This is a genomic window from Vibrio profundum (genome assembly GCF_050337555.1).
Taxonomy (GTDB): Bacteria; Pseudomonadota; Gammaproteobacteria; order Enterobacterales; family Vibrionaceae; genus Vibrio; species Vibrio profundum.
The window spans coordinates 60,070-77,701 of sequence record NZ_JAKJTA010000010.1; the positions used below are offsets into that span (position 1 = coordinate 60,070).

Genomic DNA, 17,632 nt, shown 5'->3' on the forward strand with positions numbered 1-17,632 from the left:
TGGGAAAGTTCTAAATATTCTAAATATTCTAAATATTATAAAAGCCACAACTCTTGATTAATTATTTGGCCACGAATCTGGGACGACAAACCAGAATTTGCCTGATTGAGCTTGATAGTGGAGTGGCTCACGGTGTGGATGTGAGACTTCTTGGTTGAGATCAAACTTGTCGAATCCCGTGATCCAAAGGTGCTTTGCTAACGGTAAAATAGGTTCACTTATTAAGTGCTTTTGGCTTTGGTAACACCAATAGCCTTCTACTCGAGAGGGTTCGATTTCATAGCCTAAACAGTGAGTTGGAATCTCGTACTGCTCAAATGGATTGACATATAAACGCCCTTGCATCAATAGGTGTTGAGATATGTCGTCCCACTCTGGAAATCGTAGGCGAAATGATTTGCTTGCAGACATTGCGAGCTGGTGGTTAAGCATCCTATCTAATTTTAGATCTAAGCGGTCTTTGGCGTTAGGCCCATACCACTTCCCATCGTGCAATAGATAAAACTTTATCGCGACTTCCCAGTGTTCAAGTTGAGTAGTAGCCAAGTTTTCAATAATAAAGTCGATGGCACCCAAGGTTTTTCCCGCGTCACTGAGTTGGACCTCTTCCGCGAGGATCTGATGGTGCTGACTGTGGTTAAATAGCTCGCTCACCACATACTGGTAGAGGAAGCCGAGCCGAGGGTTTCCGGTATAACTATCAGGCCATCGCGGCGCAACGGTTTGGGTCGGTGCTGAATGACATATAGGTGATAAGGCGTTGAACAGCGACGGGGTATTTTGTACCCACTGGGCAATACGAGGAAAGTCAGTCATAGTTTTTGGGCAATCTAAGTCGAAACTTGGCGGTGGCCAACAGTGTACATCAGACCAATGAGCTTATTAAGATTATGTTTGTTTCCGTTCAATATCGATCAAGCTGAAACTAAAGCGCGCTAGGCATATCTTGGAAATAGTCAATCTTCCTCGATTAGGATGGGAACCCTAGGGTATGATTACCTGATAGATCAAACATTCACGGAATCTCCTTATGAACAATATCCAGCTTGAAAGCGTACTGAACCAGAAGCTTTCTCCGCAATTAGTAAAAGATTACAGCCCAAATGGTTTGCAGGTGGAAGGTAGCCCAAAGATACGTAAGGTGATTACAGGCGTGACAGCCTCGCAAGCACTGATCAATGTAGCGATTGAGAAGAACGCTGATGCCATTTTAGTCCACCACGGTTACTTTTGGAAAGGGGAGCCTGAGCCAATTAGAGGGATGAAAGGCCAGCGTATCCGTAGTTTAATTAAAAATGACATCAATCTGTATGGTTATCACTTACCGCTAGATATCCACTCTGAGCTTGGCAACAATGCCCAATTAGCTGCCTTGCTGGGTATTGATATACGTGGGGGGATGGAAGATCACCCTCAATCCGTTGCCATGCACGGCGTCTTTGATCCGCCAATATCGGGGAAAGAATTGAGTGAGCGCATTACAAAGTGTTTACACCGAGCTCCACTGCATATTGCGCCAAACAACACGGATAAGATCATTTCGTCGGTTGGTTGGTGTACTGGTGGTGGTCAAGACTATATAGATCTTGCTGCTAAATTAGGGCTCGATGCATTTATTTCGGGTGAGATTTCTGAGCGCACAACGTACTCAGCGAGGGAGCAAGATATTCATTATTTCTCAGCAGGACATCATGCAACTGAACGTTATGGTGTAAAAGCACTTGGTGAATGGCTCGCTCAGGAACATGGACTAGATGTCGAATTTATCGATATCGATAACCCGGTGTGAGTATTCGGTATAAGTGTCAGTATTAGAGATATGATAAAAAAGGGCTTGGAAAACCAAGCCCTTAACACATGCGTTGTTGTCAGTTATTCACGTTCGTGAATAGGCTGAAAATCACGTTTGGTCTGGCCTGTGTAAAGCTGGCGAGGACGGCCAATACGATTCTCAGGGTCACTGTGCATCTCGCTCCAGTGAGCAATCCAGCCGATGGTACGAGACATGGCAAAGATAACTGTAAACATGGACACTGGAATACCGATCGCTTTAAGAATGATACCTGAGTAAAAATCAACGTTCGGGTATAGTTTCTTATCGACAAAATATTCGTCTGATAGAGCAATACGCTCTAATTCCATCGCGACATCAAGAAGAGGATCTTTGATGTTCAGCTCTTTGAGTACTTCATGGCACGCTTCACGCATTACCGTTGCACGTGGATCGTAGTTCTTGTAGACACGGTGGCCAAAGCCCATCAAGCGGAATGGATCATCTTTGTCTTTTGCTCTATCTACATATTCAGCAATCTTATCGACTGAACCAATTTCTTCGAGCATCTTCAAACATGCTTCATTGGCACCACCATGAGCCGGTCCCCAAAGAGAGGCGATCCCTGCGGCGATACAAGCAAATGGATTCGCGCCAGATGAACCTGCTAGACGAACAGTTGAAGTCGACGCGTTTTGTTCGTGATCGGCATGCAACGTGAATATTTTGTCCATCGCACGTGCAACCACTGGGTTCACTTCGTACTCTTCACATGGGTTAGCAAACATCATGTGCAGGAAGTTTTCTGCGTAGCTTAGATCGTTGCGTGGGTAGATAAATGGCTGACCGATTGAGTATTTGTAACACATGCCAGCGAGTGTTGGCATTTTCGAAATCAAGCGGAATGCAGCAATCTCACGGTGTTCGTCATTGTTGACGTCAAGAGAGTCGTGATAGAAGGCAGCAAGTGCTCCAACTACACCACACATAACGGCCATTGGGTGAGCGTCGCGACGGAAACCGTGGAAGAAGCTCGCGATTTGCTCATGAACCATAGTGTGGCGAGAAATAGTCTTTTTGAATTCTTCATACTCAGCGCGTTTTGGCGCTTGACCATAAAGAAGAATATAACAGACTTCTAAATAATCGGCATTATTAGCTAATTGATCGATAGGGAAGCCACGATGCAATAAGACGCCTGCGCCGCCATCAATGTAGGTGATTTGAGATTCACAAGATGCAGTGGCAAGAAAACCAGGGTCAAAAGTAAAGTATCCATTTGCTCCTAGTTTACGAACGTCAATGACTTCTGGACCTAAGGTTCCATCCATAATATCGAGCTCGATTGGCGATTTACCTTCAACTTGAAGGACCGCTTTCTTATCTGCCATAACCAATCTCCTTTGTTTATTTTTATCCGATACGGATTTTCATGCCTCAATTTTTTACGTTTGTTCGTGAAGAATGTCAATTACTCTCCTCTTTTGTGTGCACTTGTAAGTGTTTTTTATTGGTGCATAGTTAAAAACCTGCCCTGTGTAGCAAAAACTGTTGCACGTATTGTATTAGAATGTTGCCAGCCGTATAGTGGCGGCGAAATTTTAGGGGGAAACCTTTTGAATTCAAGGCTAGACTGAATTATTGAGATGGATTCACCTAGTTTTGTCTGTTAACAAAAACCTCACATTCATTTGCACCAAAATGATGCTTTGTGATGAGGTTGAGGTTAACTTTTACAAGGTTCCGTCAAAAATTTATTCATAATTATAAATGCAATAATGGAGCTGAGTGAGCAAGCCCATGAAAAAAAGAAAGTCTAGACCTGTTAATCTCGATTTACAGACCATCCATTTCCCGATCACCGCAATTACATCTATTCTTCACCGAATATCAGGTGTGATCATGTTTGTTTCGGTCGGAATCCTACTCTGGCTATTGTCCCAATCTCTTTCCTCCCCAGAAGCCTTTCAGCAAGTTGTTAATGGCTTCTTCGTGAAACTGGTTCTATGGGGAATTTTGACCGCGGTTTCATACCATATTGCTGGTGGCATTCGCCATCTAATGATGGATTTAGGTCATTTTGAAGAGCTTGAAAGCGGTGCGAAAAGCGCGAAAGTTGTTTTTGTCGTGACAGTCGTTCTTTCGCTGCTAGCGGGGATTTTAGTATGGTAAATAATGTTTCCACTTTTGGTCGCAATGGCGTACACGATTTTTTGCTGATTCGTGGCACTGCGATCATTATGACCCTTTACGCTATATATCTGGCGTGCTTCTTCGCTTTCTCAGGTGAGATTACCTTCCAAATCTGGACGGCTTTTTTCGCTGGTACCTGTACTAAAGTGTTTACTATGTTGGCGCTGGTTTCAGTGCTGATTCATGCCTGGATAGGTATGTGGCAAGTGCTCACTGATTATATTAAGTGTTCTATGATCCGCGCTGGACTTCAGCTGCTCGTGATTGCCGCACTAATTAGCTATGTTTTTTCTGGTCTGTTTATTTTGTGGGGTGTGTAAGTGACTATTCCAGTTCGTGAGTTTGATGCCGTCGTAATCGGCGCTGGTGGTGCTGGTATGCGTGCCGCTCTCCAGATATCTGAGCAGGGGCTATCATGCGCACTGTTATCAAAAGTATTCCCTACACGTTCTCATACGGTATCTGCCCAAGGTGGTATCACAGTCGCACTAGGCAACTCCCATAAAGATAATTGGCAGTGGCATATGTACGATACTGTCAAAGGTTCCGATTACATTGGCGACCAAAATGCCATTGAGTACATGTGTAAGAACGGTCCAGAATCGGTTATCGAGCTTGAAAAAATGGGCCTTCCATTTTCACGCTTCGACAACGGCTCTATTTACCAAAGACCATTTGGTGGTCAGTCTATAGAGTTTGGCGGCGAGCAAGCTGCGCGAACGGCAGCCGCGGCAGACCGTACAGGTCACGCGCTTTTGCATACTCTTTACCAACAAAATATCAAGCACAAGACAACAATTTTCTCTGAGTGGTATGCACTGGATTTGGTGAAGAACCAAGACGGCGCCGTTATGGGTTGTACCGCGATTTGTATGGAAACCGGTGAGATTTGTTATTTCAAATCAAAGGCAACTATTTTAGCGACAGGTGGAGCGGGGCGTATTTATGCTTCAACCACGAATGCACACATCAACACAGGTGATGGTGTGGGTATGGCGCTTCGCGCTGGTGTACCAATGCAAGACATGGAAATGTGGCAGTTCCACCCAACCGGGATCGCGGGCGCAGGTGTATTGGTAACAGAAGGGTGTCGTGGCGAAGGCGGCTATCTACTCAATAAAGACGGCGAACGCTTTATGGAGCGTTATGCACCTAATGCCAAAGACTTGGCTGGTCGTGACGTCGTGGCACGCTCAATGATGATTGAATTGCGTGAAGGACGCGGTTGTGAAGGACCATGGGGACCTCACATTAAGCTGAAATTGGATCATCTAGGTAAGGACGTATTGGAATCACGTTTGCCGGGCGTTTGCGAATTGTCACGAACGTTTGCTCACGTGGATCCTGTGAAAGAGCCGATCCCAGTTATACCTACATGTCACTACATGATGGGTGGGGTGCCAACGCAAGTTTCTGGCCAAGCAATCAAACAAGATGCTTCTGGAAACGATGAAGAAATTCAAGGCTTATTTGCCTGTGGTGAAATCGCCTCAGTATCAGTTCATGGTGCGAACCGTTTAGGCGGTAACTCGCTTCTTGATTTAGTGGTATTTGGTCGAGCGACTGGTTTGCACTTGGGTGAAACACTAGCAGCGCAAGCAGAAGCTCGCCCTGCAACTGAGTCCGATATTGAAGCTTCTCTTGCTCGTACCATGCGCTGGGAAAACAGCACGGGCGGTGAAGACCCAGTGCAAATTAGAAAAGATCTGCAAAGTTGCATGCAAAATAACTTCTCAGTATTTAGAGAAGGTGATGCGATGGCAACAGGTCTTGAAGAGCTGAAAGTGATCCGTGAGCGTTTGAAAGATGCTCATCTGGCTGACAAATCATCTGAGTTTAATACCCAGCGCGTTGAGTGCTTGGAGTTGGATAACTTGATGGAAACGGCGTTCTCGACAGCAGTGGCGGCAAACTACCGTACTGAAAGTCGCGGTGCTCACGCTCGGTTTGATTTCCCGGATCGTGACGATGAAAACTGGCTATGCCACTCAGTCTATAACCCTGAGACGGAAAACATGGCGAAACGTGATGTCAATATGGCACCGGTTCACCGCGAAGCGTTCCCGCCTAAAATTCGTACATACTAAGGGAGGCCTACGACATGAAACTAAACTTCTCTTTGTATCGTTATAACCCAGATGTAGATAAAAAACCTTATATGAAGGACTACACTCTGGAAGTTGACGATGGCTCAGACATGATGCTGCTAGATGCGATGATTTTGCTAAAAGAGCAAGATCCTACCATCTCATTTCGTCGCTCGTGCCGTGAAGGTGTATGTGGCTCTGACGGAGTCAATATGAATGGTAAGAATGGCCTCGCGTGTATCACGCCGTTGTCAGCGTTAACCGGTGGAAAAATTGTCATTCGTCCGTTACCTGGTTTGCCGGTAGTGCGCGATTTAATTGTCGATATGACCCAGTTTTACGACAACTACGCCAAAGTAAAACCATTCTTGATTTCCGATGGTGAATTACCTCCGTCACGAGAGCACTTACAGTCTCCAGAAGACCGTGTACATCTTGATGGATTGTATGAGTGCATCATGTGTGCGTGTTGCTCAACATCGTGCCCATCTTTCTGGTGGAACCCAGATAAGTTTATCGGTCCGGCTGGCTTACTTGCGGCCTATCGCTGGCTAATCGACAGCAGAGATACAGCGACAGATGAACGTTTGTCTGATCTTGATGACGCTTTTAGTGTCTTCCGTTGTCACGGCATCATGAACTGTGTGAGCGTTTGTCCGAAAGGTTTGAACCCGACTAAAGCAATTGGTCATATCAAAACGATGCTCGTCAATCGTTCTGTATAACAAATTCAGTAACAAGATGGCGTGAAGGCTTAAGCTGGATCGCCTACGTAATAACTCGGCCTAGACCGTAGATAACATGAAAACAACTGGTTAAGGGAAAATATGCACAATGGTGTGATGAAGGCGTGGCTCGAGTCTTCACACTTGGCTGGTGCCAATGCAACATATGTAGAAGAACTCTACGAACTGTATCTGAGTGATCCCGAACAGGTAAGTGATGAGTGGAAAAGTGTGTTTGAAGATTTGCCTGTGCAAGCTTCTGTAGCGGCTGAACAGCCGCACTCACGTGTCCGCGAATACTTCCGACGACTCGCAAAAGAAACAAAGCATTACAGTGCCCAAGTTAGTGATCCAGACGTCGACGCAAAGCAAGTAAAAGTTCTACAGCTGATTAATGCTTACCGATTTAGAGGGCATCAAGCCGCCAACCTAGACCCGTTAGGTCTTTGGAAGCGAGAAGCGGTCGCTGAGCTGGACCCTGCATACCATAATTTAACGGAACAAGATTTTGATGAGACGTTTAACGTAGGGTCTTTTGCCATTGGCCAAGACACTATGGTATTGCGAGATATCTACAAGGCGTTGAATCAAACATATTGTGGTTCGATTGGTGCAGAATACATGCACATGACCAATACGGAGGAAAAACGTTGGATTCAGCAGCGTTTGGAATCTGTTTCTGGTCAGCCAGCTTTCACGAAAGACGAAAAGCATACTTTCCTTGAAGAGCTAACTGCAGCGGAAGGATTGGAGCGTTATCTGGGTGCTAAGTTCCCAGGTGCGAAACGTTTCTCTCTTGAAGGTGGTGATGCACTTATCCCTATGACCAAAGAGATCATCCGCCATGCGGGTGCAGAAGGCATGCGTGAAGTTGTCGTAGGCATGGCTCACCGTGGTCGCCTCAATATGTTGGTTAACGTATTAGGTAAAAAGCCTCAAGATTTGTTCGATGAGTTTGCTGGTAAGCAGCATGATGAATCATGGGGTACGGGTGATGTGAAGTATCACCAAGGTTTCTCAGCAGACTTTGCGACTTCTGGTGGTAATGTCCACTTAGCTCTCGCTTTTAACCCATCGCACCTCGAAATCGTGAACCCTGTTGTAATCGGGTCGGTACGTGCTCGTCAAGATAGGCTCGAAGATCATAGTGGTAGCTTAGTGTTGCCAATCACTGTTCATGGTGATTCTGCGATTGCGGGTCAAGGTGTTGTGCAAGAAACGTTCAATATGTCTCAGGCACGTGGCTTTAAGGTTGGCGGAACTATTCGCATTGTGGTGAACAACCAAGTGGGTTTCACCACGTCTAACCCAACTGACACTCGCTCTACTATGTATTGTACTGATATTGCGAAGATGGTTCAGGCACCAATTTTCCACGTGAATGCCGACGACCCAGAAGCTGTCGCTTTTGTTGCTCGCACTGCATTGGATTATCGCAATACGTTTAAGCGTGATGTGGTGATCGATCTGGTTTGTTATCGCCGTCATGGTCATAACGAAGCCGATGAGCCGAACGCGACTCAGCCTCTGATGTACCAGAAAATCAAAAAGCACCCGACGCCACGTAAGCTATACGCAGATGTGATGATCGATAAAGGTGAATTTGAAATGGAAGCCGCCACCCAATTGGTCAATGAATATCGTGATTTATTAGACCAAGGTGAAGTGGTTGTAAAAGAGTGGCGTCCAATGACGATGCACTCTGTGGACTGGTCACCTTTCTTAGGTCACGACTGGAATATGGATTGGGCGAGTAAAGTTGACAATGATCGACTGCTAAGCTTAGGCAATAAGGTGTGTTCATTCCCAGAAAGCCATAAGCTGCAAAGTCGGGTACACAAGCTGTACAACGATAGACTTGCTATGGTGGAAGGCGAAAAAGCAATTGACTGGGGTATGGCAGAAACGCTCGCTTATGCCACGTTAGTTGATGATGGCAGACGTATTCGTATTTCAGGGCAGGACTCTGGTCGCGGTACATTCTTCCATCGCCATTCTGTATTGCATAACCAATCCGATGCCAGCACTTATATTCCACTGCGTCACTTACATGACAAGCAGGGTCCATTTGAAGTCTATGACTCAGTGCTATCGGAAGAAGCCGTATTGGCGTTTGAATATGGTTACGCGACTGCTGAGCCGGGTGGATTGACATTATGGGAAGCCCAATTTGGCGATTTTGCAAATGGTGCGCAGGTCGTGATCGATCAGTTTATCTCTTCTGGTGAACAGAAGTGGGGGCGCTTATGCGGCTTAACGATGTTGCTTCCACATGGTTATGAAGGGCAAGGTCCTGAGCACTCATCTGCGCGCGTAGAGCGCTATCTACAGTTGTGTGCTGAGCAGAACATGCAGGTTGTCATGCCGTCAACGCCAGCTCAAGTTTATCATATGCTGCGCCGCCAAGTTGTACGCCCTATGCGTCGTCCATTGATTGTTATGTCACCGAAGTCCTTACTTCGTCATCCACTGTGTGTTTCTAGTATTGATGATTTAGCTCAAGGGACTTTCCAAGCAGCAATTGGTGAAATTGACGATATCAAGCCAGATGGCGTGAAACGCGTGGTGATGTGTGCAGGTAAGGTTTACTACGATTTGCTGGAACAGCGTCGTAATAATGAGCAAAAAGATGTGATTATCATTCGTGTTGAGCAACTGTACCCGTTCCCGATGGAAGACGTGCAGAGGATTCTTTCTCAATACGTTAATGCGACTCAGTTTGTTTGGTGCCAAGAAGAGCCTCTAAACCAAGGTGCATGGTATTCAAGCCAGCATAATTTCCGCTCAGCGATACCTGCGGGCTCTGAGATCATTTATGCAGGTCGCCCTGCATCAGCTTCTCCAGCGGTTGGATATATGTCCGTCCATTTGAAACAACAAAAAGCGTTAGTTGAAGACGCTCTGACCCTAGATTAAGAACTAGAGTGAAAGGAAAAAGAACATGACAATTGAAATTCTGGTTCCAGATTTACCTGAATCCGTAGCTGACGCTACAGTAGCAACTTGGCACAAAAAGCCAGGTGAAGCGGTTGCCCGCGATGAAGTGATCGTCGATATCGAGACTGATAAGGTGGTGCTTGAAGTGCCTGCGCCGGATGCTGGCGTTCTAGAATCTATCGTTGAAGAAGAAGGCGCAACCGTACTTTCTCGTCAGCTGATTGCTAAGTTAAAACTAGGTGCAGTGGCCGGAGAGCCAACTAAAGACAAAACTGCTGCGACAGAAGCGTCACCAGATAAACGTAAAACTGCAGATCTATCTGAAGAAACGAATGACGCGCTGAGCCCAGCGGTACGTCGACTGTTGGCTGAACACAATATTGATGGCAGCCAAGTAAAAGGGTCAGGTGTTGGTGGACGCATCACTCGTGAAGACGTCGAAGCCTATATGAAAAACAAAGATGCTGGTGCGCCAGCATCGGCCGAGCAGGGGGTAGTAGTACCTGCTGCCGCTCGTAGCCAAAAACGTGTACCTATGACTCGTTTACGCAAAACAGTTGCGAACCGATTGTTGGAAGCGAAGAACAGTACAGCGATGTTGACGACGTTCAATGAAGTCAACATGAAGCCAATCATGGACTTAAGAAAGCAGTACAAAGATCAATTCGAAGAGCGTCATGGCATTCGTTTGGGCTTTATGTCTTTCTACGTGAAAGCCGTTACTGAGGCCTTAAAGCGTTTCCCTGAAGTGAACGCTTCTATCGACGGTACTGATATTGTTTATCATAACTATTTTGATATCAGCATGGCGGTTTCAACTCCGCGCGGCCTAGTCACTCCAGTATTGAAAGACTGCGATACGTTAGGTTTTTCTGATATTGAAAAAGGTATTAAAGAGCTCGCCATCAAAGGTCGAGATGGCAAATTAAAGGTTGAAGAGCTGATCGGTGGTAACTTTACTATCACCAATGGCGGTGTATTTGGCTCTCTGATGTCGACTCCAATTATTAACCCACCTCAGTCTGCCATTTTAGGCATGCATAAAATCCAAGATCGCCCGATGGCGGTCAACGGAAAAGTTGAAATCTTGCCAATGATGTACCTAGCTCTGTCTTACGATCATCGTCTAATTGATGGGCGTGAATCGGTAGGTTTCTTGGTCACGATTAAAGAACTACTAGAAGATCCAGCGCGTTTATTGCTGAATGTTTAACAATGTCGACCGTGCCTCAGTGCGATAAACGCTAGGCGGTGCGGTAAACATTCTAGTAACTCAGGTCAGCTGTGTTCACAGCTGGCCTGAAACTCAGCGTGAGTAATGCCATCACGTTGATAACTTCAAAGAGTACTCCTACATATACTTGCTCGGCGCCAGCTAGAAGCGAATGGAAATAATAAATCCTTCAAAGGATAAATAGACGGAATAACATAATGAATTTGCATGAATACCAAGCCAAACAGCTGTTTGCAGAATTCGGGTTGCCTGTACCAGAGGGCTACGCATGTGATACACGACACGAAGCTGCTGAAGCTGCCAGTAAAATTGGTGGCGATAAGTGGGTCGTAAAATGTCAAGTACATGCGGGTGGTCGCGGTAAAGCTGGCGGTGTTGAGCTGCATGATACTAAAGATGGCATTCGTGATTTCGCTCAAAAATGGATTGGCAGAAATCTAGTTACGTACCAAACAGACGCTGCAGGCCAACCTGTAACAAAAATCTTGGTTGAAGAAGCTTCTAATATTGCCAACGAGCTTTATTTAGGCGCGGTTGTTGACCGTTCTACTCGTCGTATTGTTTTCATGGCATCGACAGAAGGCGGCGTTGAGATTGAAAAAGTAGCGGAAGAAACTCCGGAACTTATTCACAAAGCGGCTATCGATCCGCTGGTAGGCCCTCAAGCTTACCAAGGTCGCGAGTTGGCGTTCAAATTAGGCCTAAAAGGCGATCAAATTAAGCAGTTTGTGAAGATCTTTATGGGTCTAGGTGAGATGTTTGCTCAGTACGACCTTGCGCTACTAGAAATCAACCCATTGGTTATCACGGGCGAAGGCAACCTATTGTGCCTTGATGGCAAGATCAACATTGATTCTAATGCTATGTACCGTCAACCAAAATTGCGTGAAATGCACGATCCATCTCAAGAAGATGAGCGTGAAGCTCATGCTGCGCAATGGGAACTGAACTACGTTGCTCTTGACGGAAACATTGGTTGTATGGTCAACGGCGCTGGCCTAGCAATGGGTACAATGGATATCGTTAACTTGCACGGCGGCAAACCAGCGAACTTCCTTGATGTAGGCGGCGGTGCGACGAAAGAACGTGTAACTGAAGCGTTTAAAATCATCCTGTCTGATACCAATGTACAAGCAGTGCTTGTGAACATTTTCGGCGGTATCGTTCGTTGCGACCTGATTGCTGACGGTATCATTGGTGCAGTAGAAGAAGTGGGCGTGAAAGTACCTGTTGTCGTTCGTCTTGAAGGAAACAACGCACCATTAGGCGCGAAAAAGCTGGCCGATAGTGGTCTAAACATCATTGCTGCAAACTCTCTCACTGAAGCAGCGGAAAAAGTAGTTGCTGCAGCGGAGGCGAAATAATGTCAGTTCTAATTAATAAAGAGACTAAAGTGATCTGTCAGGGCTTTACTGGCGGTCAAGGTACTTTCCACTCTGAGCAAGCGCTTGAATACGGTACTAAGCTCGTTGGTGGTGTTTCTCCGGGTAAAGGTGGTCAAACGCATTTAGGTTTGCCAGTCTTTAACACGGTACGTGAAGCTGTTGAGATGACAGGTGCAACTGCATCGGTTATCTACGTACCAGCACCGTTCTGTAAAGATGCGATTCTGGAAGCGATTGACTCAGGCATCAAACTGATTGTGACGATCACTGAAGGTATTCCAACTCTTGATCTTCTTGACGTTAAGGTTCGTTTAGACGAAGCAGGCGTGGTCATGATTGGTCCAAATTGCCCAGGCGTCATCACTCCTGATGAATGTAAAATTGGCATCATGCCAGGCCATATCCATAAGAAAGGTAAAGTCGGTATCGTTTCTCGTTCTGGCACATTGACTTATGAAGCGGTTAAACAAACGACTGACGAAGGCTTTGGCCAATCGACTTGTGTTGGTATTGGTGGTGACCCAATTCCTGGTTCTAACTTCATCGATATTCTAAAGTTGTTTGAAAAAGATCCTGAAACTGAAGCAATTGTAATGATTGGTGAGATTGGTGGTACGGCTGAAGAAGAAGCGGCAGCTTTCATCAAAGAGAACGTATCTAAGCCAGTTGTTTCTTACATTGCTGGTGTAACGGCTCCTCCAGGTAAACGTATGGGCCATGCTGGTGCGATTATCTCTGGTGGTAAAGGTACTGCGGAAGATAAGTTCGCTGCATTAGAGTCTGCGGGCGTTAAGACAGTGAAGAGCTTAGCTGATATCGGCAAAGCAATTCGCGAAATCACGGGCTGGTAATTAAACCATCTTGAATAGAAAAAACCGAGCTATGATGCTCGGTTTTTTATTGTTTGTACTTTTAAACTAGCGAAGCATGAAAGAGAGTGTCACTCTTGGCATTTGTCCGCGTCAGCGCATTCGTCTGCGACAGGCCAGCCACCCAAGGCTTTCCACTTGTTAACAATCGAACAGAAAAGCTCAGCTGTTTTTTGTGTGTCATATAGAGCGGAATGTGCTTCTTTATTGTCAAATTCCATTCCTGCGGTACGGCAGGCCTTAGCTAAAACCGTTTGTCCATATGCTAGACCACTCAATGCCGCGGTATCGAAGGTGGCAAATGGATGAAATGGAACACGTTTTAGCTTAGAGCGTTCACTGGCTTCTTTGACAAATTGATGATCGAACGTGGCGTTATGGGCGACCATAATAGCTCGATTACAGCCTTCTATTTTTAGCTCTTTACGTACTAATTTATAAATTTCTTTTAGGGCTTCTGATTCGGTAACGGCGCCACGCAACGGGTTGAAAGGGTCTCGGATACCATTGAATTCTAATGCGGCTTGTTCAAGATTCGCGCCTTCAAATGGACTCACGTGAAAATGTATTGTTGAGGCTGGCTGAAGATTACCCTCCTCATCCATTCTTAGGGTGATAGCGCAAATTTCAAGCAGTGCGTCAGTTTTTGCATTAAAACCAGCAGTCTCAACATCAACGACGACAGGGAAGTAGCCTCGAAAGCGCCCTTTTAATGTAAGCGCATCATTGTTTGAACTCATGTGTTACCTAAATTATCGGATAGCTGCATATTATCGCAGATTCTGTTCGGTAGAAAAACCTGACACTATAATTAATCGAGCCTAATTGAGAGTGAGTGATGAGTTATATGACGGTCAACCACGATAGTGGCGGGAGTTTTGCATAACAGGTGATAGTGCGTTATCGGTGGCAAAAAGATGCCCCCAGCTTCATTAGTTGTGAGTTGAGTGAAATATGAATAAGTGGATTATCGTTGTAGCGTCTTCTTTACTGGGAATATACGTTCCCAATGCATGGTCTTGGGAGAAACACTTTGTCGCGTCTCCGAGTCAATCTCATTGGGAAATGGCGGTGAATACACCACTAGAGTGTAGGTTAATTCATCCTATTCCGAATTACGGCGATGCAGAGTTTATCTCTCACGCAAGCAAGAAAATCAATTTAGACTTTGAGCTTAAAATGCGTCTGCCAATGGGGGCCACACGGGATGTCAGCCTGATTTCAATGCCACCTGCGTGGCGGCCTGGTGAAAACGCTGAGCGTATTTCTAATATTAAATTCTTTAAACAATTTGATGGTTATATTGGCGGGCAAACAGCGTGGGGAATTTTGAGTGAATTGGAAAAAGGGCGCTACCCGACCTTTAGCTACAGAGATTGGCAAAGTCGTGACGAGCGAGTAGAAGTCTCTTTATCTTCGATATTATTTCAACCGAAATATGATCAATTTAGTCAATGTATTAGCCACTTACTACCTTATAGTTTTGAGGATATTGCGTTCACTATTTTGCATTATGATCGTGGGAGTATTCAGCTGAATAAGGCCTCAAAGAAACGTCTATCACAAATTGCTGAGTACATTCGTTACAATAAAGATATCGACTTGGTCTTAGTGTCGACGTATACCGACGCAACTGACAGTAAGTCGGTTAGTCAAGATTTGTCGGAGCAGCGAGCAAACGCATTGCAAAATTATTTTCAGTCGATAGGTTTGTCTGAAGATAGGATACAAGTCCATGCTTACGGTAAGCGCCGCCCGATAGCCGACAACGCGTCCGCGATTGGCAAGAGTAAAAACCGCCGCGTAGTCATTTCATTAGGTAGAACGCGCGTGTAGAGATTACTGCACATGATCAAAAAAGCCTAGAGAAGCCGGCTTCACCTAGGTGGAGAAGTCGACTTTTGGGATTACGTTTTGGTGAGAGTTTTCGTTAAGTTCATCACTGAGCTGGTTAAACCAACTCCCCAGCTCCCTTAATCGAGCGTGCGCTGTTCTCCACCAAAATGGCTTTGCCAGTGTTCACTAATATCTCCCACTCTGCTTCATCGACGCTAATACCTTCATTCCAAGCGACTTGTTGAGCTTGCTTTAATTCGCTTGAGTCAATATGAATACTGAAGTCAGACGCGAGGTCAGCTATGTCAAAGTGACGTTTAGAAATGGTGAGCGTCATGCTCTGATATTCATCCTCGACGATGTGGTCAGATAGAAAAATCTCAGGTAAGTTGCAATCTTGATTGAGTACAAATAGAGTGCGTTTTGGGCTCGAACCATTGCTCCACTGAGCGCTACAAGCGAAGCCTAAATCAGATAGCTTGGCAAGTTCACTGTATGCAAGCCAGCGATTGTGGCAGTGATTTATATCCAGCGTCAGCGTTTCAGTATTGGCCATTTTTTCAATCGCGAAAGCGATGAGAGCTGGCATGTGACAAGCCAAACTTGCATTGTGAAGTTCCACCGTCAGGCGGTCGCTACCGATCGCTTCTATCTCGGCTGGACGGTCGTCTTCCAATTGAAGAAAGGTACTGGCTTTATTAAAGTGATGCACGCCGTGAAGTCCTGCTATTTCTAAACTGGCAACCATATCTGCAATCATATCCGCTTCGCCACAAGATCGGCGCATGCCCCAAAATGCCTTATGGACAGCCGTGATTAATTCGTTGTGTGAAACGATCATAGTGCGTCTCCTTGACGAGATGTTTTTACTGGCTGTAAGTCTTTTTGCTCGGGCAATAGTGGGAATACCCAATTATCGTGATAGGAAGGATCGTGTAAGTCGGTAAGCAGGGGAGCGCCTTGGTAGAAAGTCACTCGAACCCAGCGATCGGATCTTGGGTCAAATTTAGTGGCACCAAAATTGGCTAACTTGCATCGTAGCAAATGAATAGGTAAAGCGGATTCGTGCAACACGTTCATTTGGATATCCCCCATGACTTTTTGGCTCAATGTCCATGTCCGGCGCGCGATAGAGCGATGTTGTGGGTGCTGAAGTAGGAACTCTGCTAAAGGAGTCTCTGGCGAACTGATAAGCAATGCTTTGTAGAGGTGATGGGCTTGCCGTGCGACATCAAGCGGCAGTTCTTTCTCTTCACCATTTTCTTCTCCTCGTACGCCTAGCCTTGGCTCTTCTTTGTCTTCAGAGCGATACCAAAACCAATAATTGTTTTGAGGCTTTGAAAAATCAGTGCTGATCGCCCAATGGTATTTTTTCTCCAGTGCCTTGATTAAATCGCCTACCGATTTGCCACTCGGTAAGTCAAGGGTTTCACTGCAGTTCATTTGTTCTTGGTACTGATCGACTAAGTTGGGGTAAAGCTCCAATAGACAAGTAAGAATCACTTCTTGCGCTTCAAAAGACATGCATTTGGAATGTTCGAGCAGTGGATGCCAATCATGATTTGGTGTAACGATTGAGTTCAAATCAAGCGTAAGGGCGCTTAGATTATCAACGGCTTCTCTGTTTAGGCTTTGCTGACGCTCGTTCACCGTGACGATTTGAGTTAAATGCAAGATAGCTTTGTTGAGTAGTGCATTGAGCGAACGGATTTTTTCGTGGCAAACTTGCTGAGATAAGACAGAGGCAAGAGCCGTTTCTCGTGTTGTCATCCATTGATCAACGATTGCAGGATGGCTGATTAAGTAAGGTGCCATCCCCAGCCCCGTGGCATTACCGACACCAAGATAGCGTTGAAGGTCTGGATGTAGGCCGATTGAATGATCGCCGCCTTGCTGAGCCGAGAGGTAATTAACCCAAGCGAGGCTAAATTCTCGAAGTAGGTAGACGGCACACATTTGAGCGCTAAACGACTGACTAAAATCAGGGTTGTTTTCTAGGCGCTTAAAGTCAGCAATGCCGAACTTACCGTTGCCGTAGACCGCTGTGGTGCGAAGTATGTAGCCTGCTTCTGCAAGCTCTTTAGGATTGGGTTGAGAGCCTTTCGCCAGTTGGTCAATAATGTGATCGAATACGCGTACGCTCTTGTTGGCTCGCGCTAAGACTAATACCTTGTTTGAGTTTCTGCCCGCTTCTTGGCGTGGCACGTTGTCTCGCAGCTGTGTCATGAGTTCCGCTGTGATGTCACCTTCGATAAGGGCGAAGGTGACATCCCATTTTTCGGCAATTACTCTGTCATTACGTTCTTCGTCAGCAATTTCATTACAAAAGGCGACAAAGTGATACACATGATTTGGAGTACAAAGCCGGTATATTACGTGGCCAAAGCCTCGTGGGCAGAGGTGCCACTCTTTGACGTCGACTTGCCAATGTTGTGACGCTATTTTTCGCAATAGTGTACGCACGAAGCTCAGGCGGGTTTGGTGCATGGCGCCGAGTCTCGCGGGTGACATAACCGTACTAGGGCTACGGAAAAGGGGTGTTGTGTGCAAGGTAGAACGATTGATATCCATATTACTCACCGTTATTTTTTCATT

Annotated in this window: 15 protein-coding genes; 10 read left to right on the forward strand and 5 right to left on the reverse strand. The window is 45.8% G+C overall.

What is annotated here, in order from left to right; genetic code table 11:
• Nucleotides 1-57: 57 nt before the first annotated feature.
• Nucleotides 58-816 (reverse strand): DUF1853 family protein, encoded by a 759-nt coding sequence (locus L4C34_RS11020; RefSeq protein ID WP_428789387.1) that lies wholly within the window; start codon nt 814-816, stop codon nt 58-60.
• Between the two features lie 214 nt (nt 817-1,030).
• On the opposite strand from L4C34_RS11020, the gene L4C34_RS11025 reads away from it, so the two are divergent.
• Nucleotides 1,031-1,789, forward strand: coding sequence for a Nif3-like dinuclear metal center hexameric protein (locus L4C34_RS11025; protein WP_428789388.1), 759 nt, complete (start codon nt 1,031-1,033; stop codon nt 1,787-1,789).
• 83 nt (nt 1,790-1,872) lie between these two features.
• Here L4C34_RS11025 and L4C34_RS11030 read toward each other — a convergent pair whose 3' ends face one another.
• Nucleotides 1,873-3,162, reverse strand: coding sequence for a citrate synthase (locus L4C34_RS11030; RefSeq protein ID WP_428789389.1), 1,290 nt, complete (start codon nt 3,160-3,162; stop codon nt 1,873-1,875).
• Nucleotides 3,163-3,559: 397 nt separating this feature from the next.
• Here L4C34_RS11030 and sdhC point away from each other — a divergent pair, with 397 nt between their 5' ends.
• The 8 genes from sdhC to sucD all read left to right on the forward strand — a co-directional run bounded on the left by sdhC (nt 3,560) and on the right by sucD (nt 13,183).
• Entirely contained in the window at nt 3,560-3,943 is a 384-nt protein-coding gene (gene sdhC / locus L4C34_RS11035; RefSeq protein WP_428789390.1) for a succinate dehydrogenase cytochrome b556 subunit, read from the forward strand.
• Nucleotides 3,937-4,284, forward strand: a complete 348-nt coding sequence (gene sdhD, locus L4C34_RS11040) for a succinate dehydrogenase, hydrophobic membrane anchor protein (protein WP_428789391.1) — start codon at nt 3,937-3,939, stop codon at nt 4,282-4,284. The genes sdhC and sdhD overlap by 7 nt, the downstream gene beginning before the upstream one ends.
• Nucleotides 4,285-6,051, forward strand: coding sequence for a succinate dehydrogenase flavoprotein subunit (gene sdhA / locus L4C34_RS11045; RefSeq protein WP_428789392.1), 1,767 nt, complete (start codon nt 4,285-4,287; stop codon nt 6,049-6,051). It abuts the gene before it with no gap.
• Between the two features lie 14 nt (nt 6,052-6,065).
• A complete protein-coding gene (locus L4C34_RS11050) occupies nt 6,066-6,776 on the forward strand; it encodes a succinate dehydrogenase iron-sulfur subunit (protein ID WP_428789393.1) in 711 nt (236 codons plus the stop codon).
• Between the two features lie 102 nt (nt 6,777-6,878).
• On the forward strand, nt 6,879-9,692 hold the full coding sequence (sucA, locus tag L4C34_RS11055; RefSeq protein ID WP_428789394.1) for a 2-oxoglutarate dehydrogenase E1 component: 2,814 nt from the start codon (nt 6,879-6,881) through the stop codon (nt 9,690-9,692).
• A gap of 25 nt (nt 9,693-9,717) precedes the next feature.
• Nucleotides 9,718-10,926: a 2-oxoglutarate dehydrogenase complex dihydrolipoyllysine-residue succinyltransferase gene (odhB, locus tag L4C34_RS11060; protein ID WP_428789395.1), complete on the forward strand. Its 1,209-nt coding sequence runs from the start codon at nt 9,718-9,720 to the stop codon at nt 10,924-10,926.
• A 218-nt stretch (nt 10,927-11,144) separates the two neighbouring features.
• Complete coding sequence (gene sucC, locus L4C34_RS11065) at nt 11,145-12,311, forward strand: ADP-forming succinate--CoA ligase subunit beta (protein WP_428789396.1); 1,167 nt, start codon at nt 11,145-11,147, stop codon at nt 12,309-12,311.
• Nucleotides 12,311-13,183: a succinate--CoA ligase subunit alpha gene (gene sucD, locus L4C34_RS11070; RefSeq protein ID WP_428789397.1), complete on the forward strand. Its 873-nt coding sequence runs from the start codon at nt 12,311-12,313 to the stop codon at nt 13,181-13,183. Before sucC ends, sucD begins: the two co-directional genes overlap by 1 nt.
• Before the next feature lie 89 nt (nt 13,184-13,272).
• Here sucD and rnt read toward each other — a convergent pair whose 3' ends face one another.
• The gene (gene rnt / locus L4C34_RS11075) at nt 13,273-13,941 is read right to left on the reverse strand and encodes a ribonuclease T (RefSeq protein WP_428789398.1); all 669 of its coding nucleotides are present in this window, start codon (nt 13,939-13,941) and stop codon (nt 13,273-13,275) included.
• Between the two features lie 214 nt (nt 13,942-14,155).
• Between rnt and motY the strand changes: the two genes are divergently transcribed.
• Nucleotides 14,156-15,037, forward strand: a complete 882-nt coding sequence (motY, locus tag L4C34_RS11080; RefSeq protein WP_428789399.1) for a flagellar protein MotY — start codon at nt 14,156-14,158, stop codon at nt 15,035-15,037.
• A 115-nt stretch (nt 15,038-15,152) separates the two neighbouring features.
• Here the strand turns inward: motY and L4C34_RS11085 are convergent, their stop codons facing one another.
• Together L4C34_RS11085 and L4C34_RS11090 are read right to left on the reverse strand one after the other, a co-directional pair.
• Nucleotides 15,153-15,878, reverse strand: coding sequence for a DUF3726 domain-containing protein (locus tag L4C34_RS11085; protein ID WP_428789400.1), 726 nt, complete (start codon nt 15,876-15,878; stop codon nt 15,153-15,155).
• Complete coding sequence (locus L4C34_RS11090) at nt 15,875-17,608, reverse strand: hypothetical protein (protein ID WP_428789401.1); 1,734 nt, start codon at nt 17,606-17,608, stop codon at nt 15,875-15,877. Before L4C34_RS11090 ends, L4C34_RS11085 begins: the two co-directional genes overlap by 4 nt.
• Nucleotides 17,609-17,632 lie beyond the last annotated feature (24 nt).

Excerpts from the sequence above, each read along its gene's own strand:
- L4C34_RS11020 (WP_428789387.1), bottom strand. The coding sequence starts at position 816 with ATGACTGACTTTCCTCGTATTGCCCAGTGGGTACAAAATACCCCGTCG.
- L4C34_RS11025 (WP_428789388.1), top strand. The coding sequence starts at position 1,031 with ATGAACAATATCCAGCTTGAAAGCGTACTGAACCAGAAGCTTTCTCCG.
- L4C34_RS11030 (WP_428789389.1), bottom strand. The coding sequence starts at position 3,162 with ATGGCAGATAAGAAAGCGGTCCTTCAAGTTGAAGGTAAATCGCCAATC.
- sdhD (WP_428789391.1), top strand. The coding sequence starts at position 3,937 with ATGGTAAATAATGTTTCCACTTTTGGTCGCAATGGCGTACACGATTTT.
- L4C34_RS11050 (WP_428789393.1), top strand. The coding sequence starts at position 6,066 with ATGAAACTAAACTTCTCTTTGTATCGTTATAACCCAGATGTAGATAAA.
- sucA (WP_428789394.1), top strand. The coding sequence starts at position 6,879 with ATGCACAATGGTGTGATGAAGGCGTGGCTCGAGTCTTCACACTTGGCT.
- odhB (WP_428789395.1), top strand. The coding sequence starts at position 9,718 with ATGACAATTGAAATTCTGGTTCCAGATTTACCTGAATCCGTAGCTGAC.
- sucC (WP_428789396.1), top strand. The coding sequence starts at position 11,145 with ATGAATTTGCATGAATACCAAGCCAAACAGCTGTTTGCAGAATTCGGG.
- sucD (WP_428789397.1), top strand. The coding sequence starts at position 12,311 with ATGTCAGTTCTAATTAATAAAGAGACTAAAGTGATCTGTCAGGGCTTT.
- rnt (WP_428789398.1), bottom strand. The coding sequence starts at position 13,941 with ATGAGTTCAAACAATGATGCGCTTACATTAAAAGGGCGCTTTCGAGGC.
- motY (WP_428789399.1), top strand. The coding sequence starts at position 14,156 with ATGAATAAGTGGATTATCGTTGTAGCGTCTTCTTTACTGGGAATATAC.
- L4C34_RS11085 (WP_428789400.1), bottom strand. The coding sequence starts at position 15,878 with ATGATCGTTTCACACAACGAATTAATCACGGCTGTCCATAAGGCATTT.
- L4C34_RS11090 (WP_428789401.1), bottom strand. The coding sequence starts at position 17,608 with ATGGATATCAATCGTTCTACCTTGCACACAACACCCCTTTTCCGTAGC.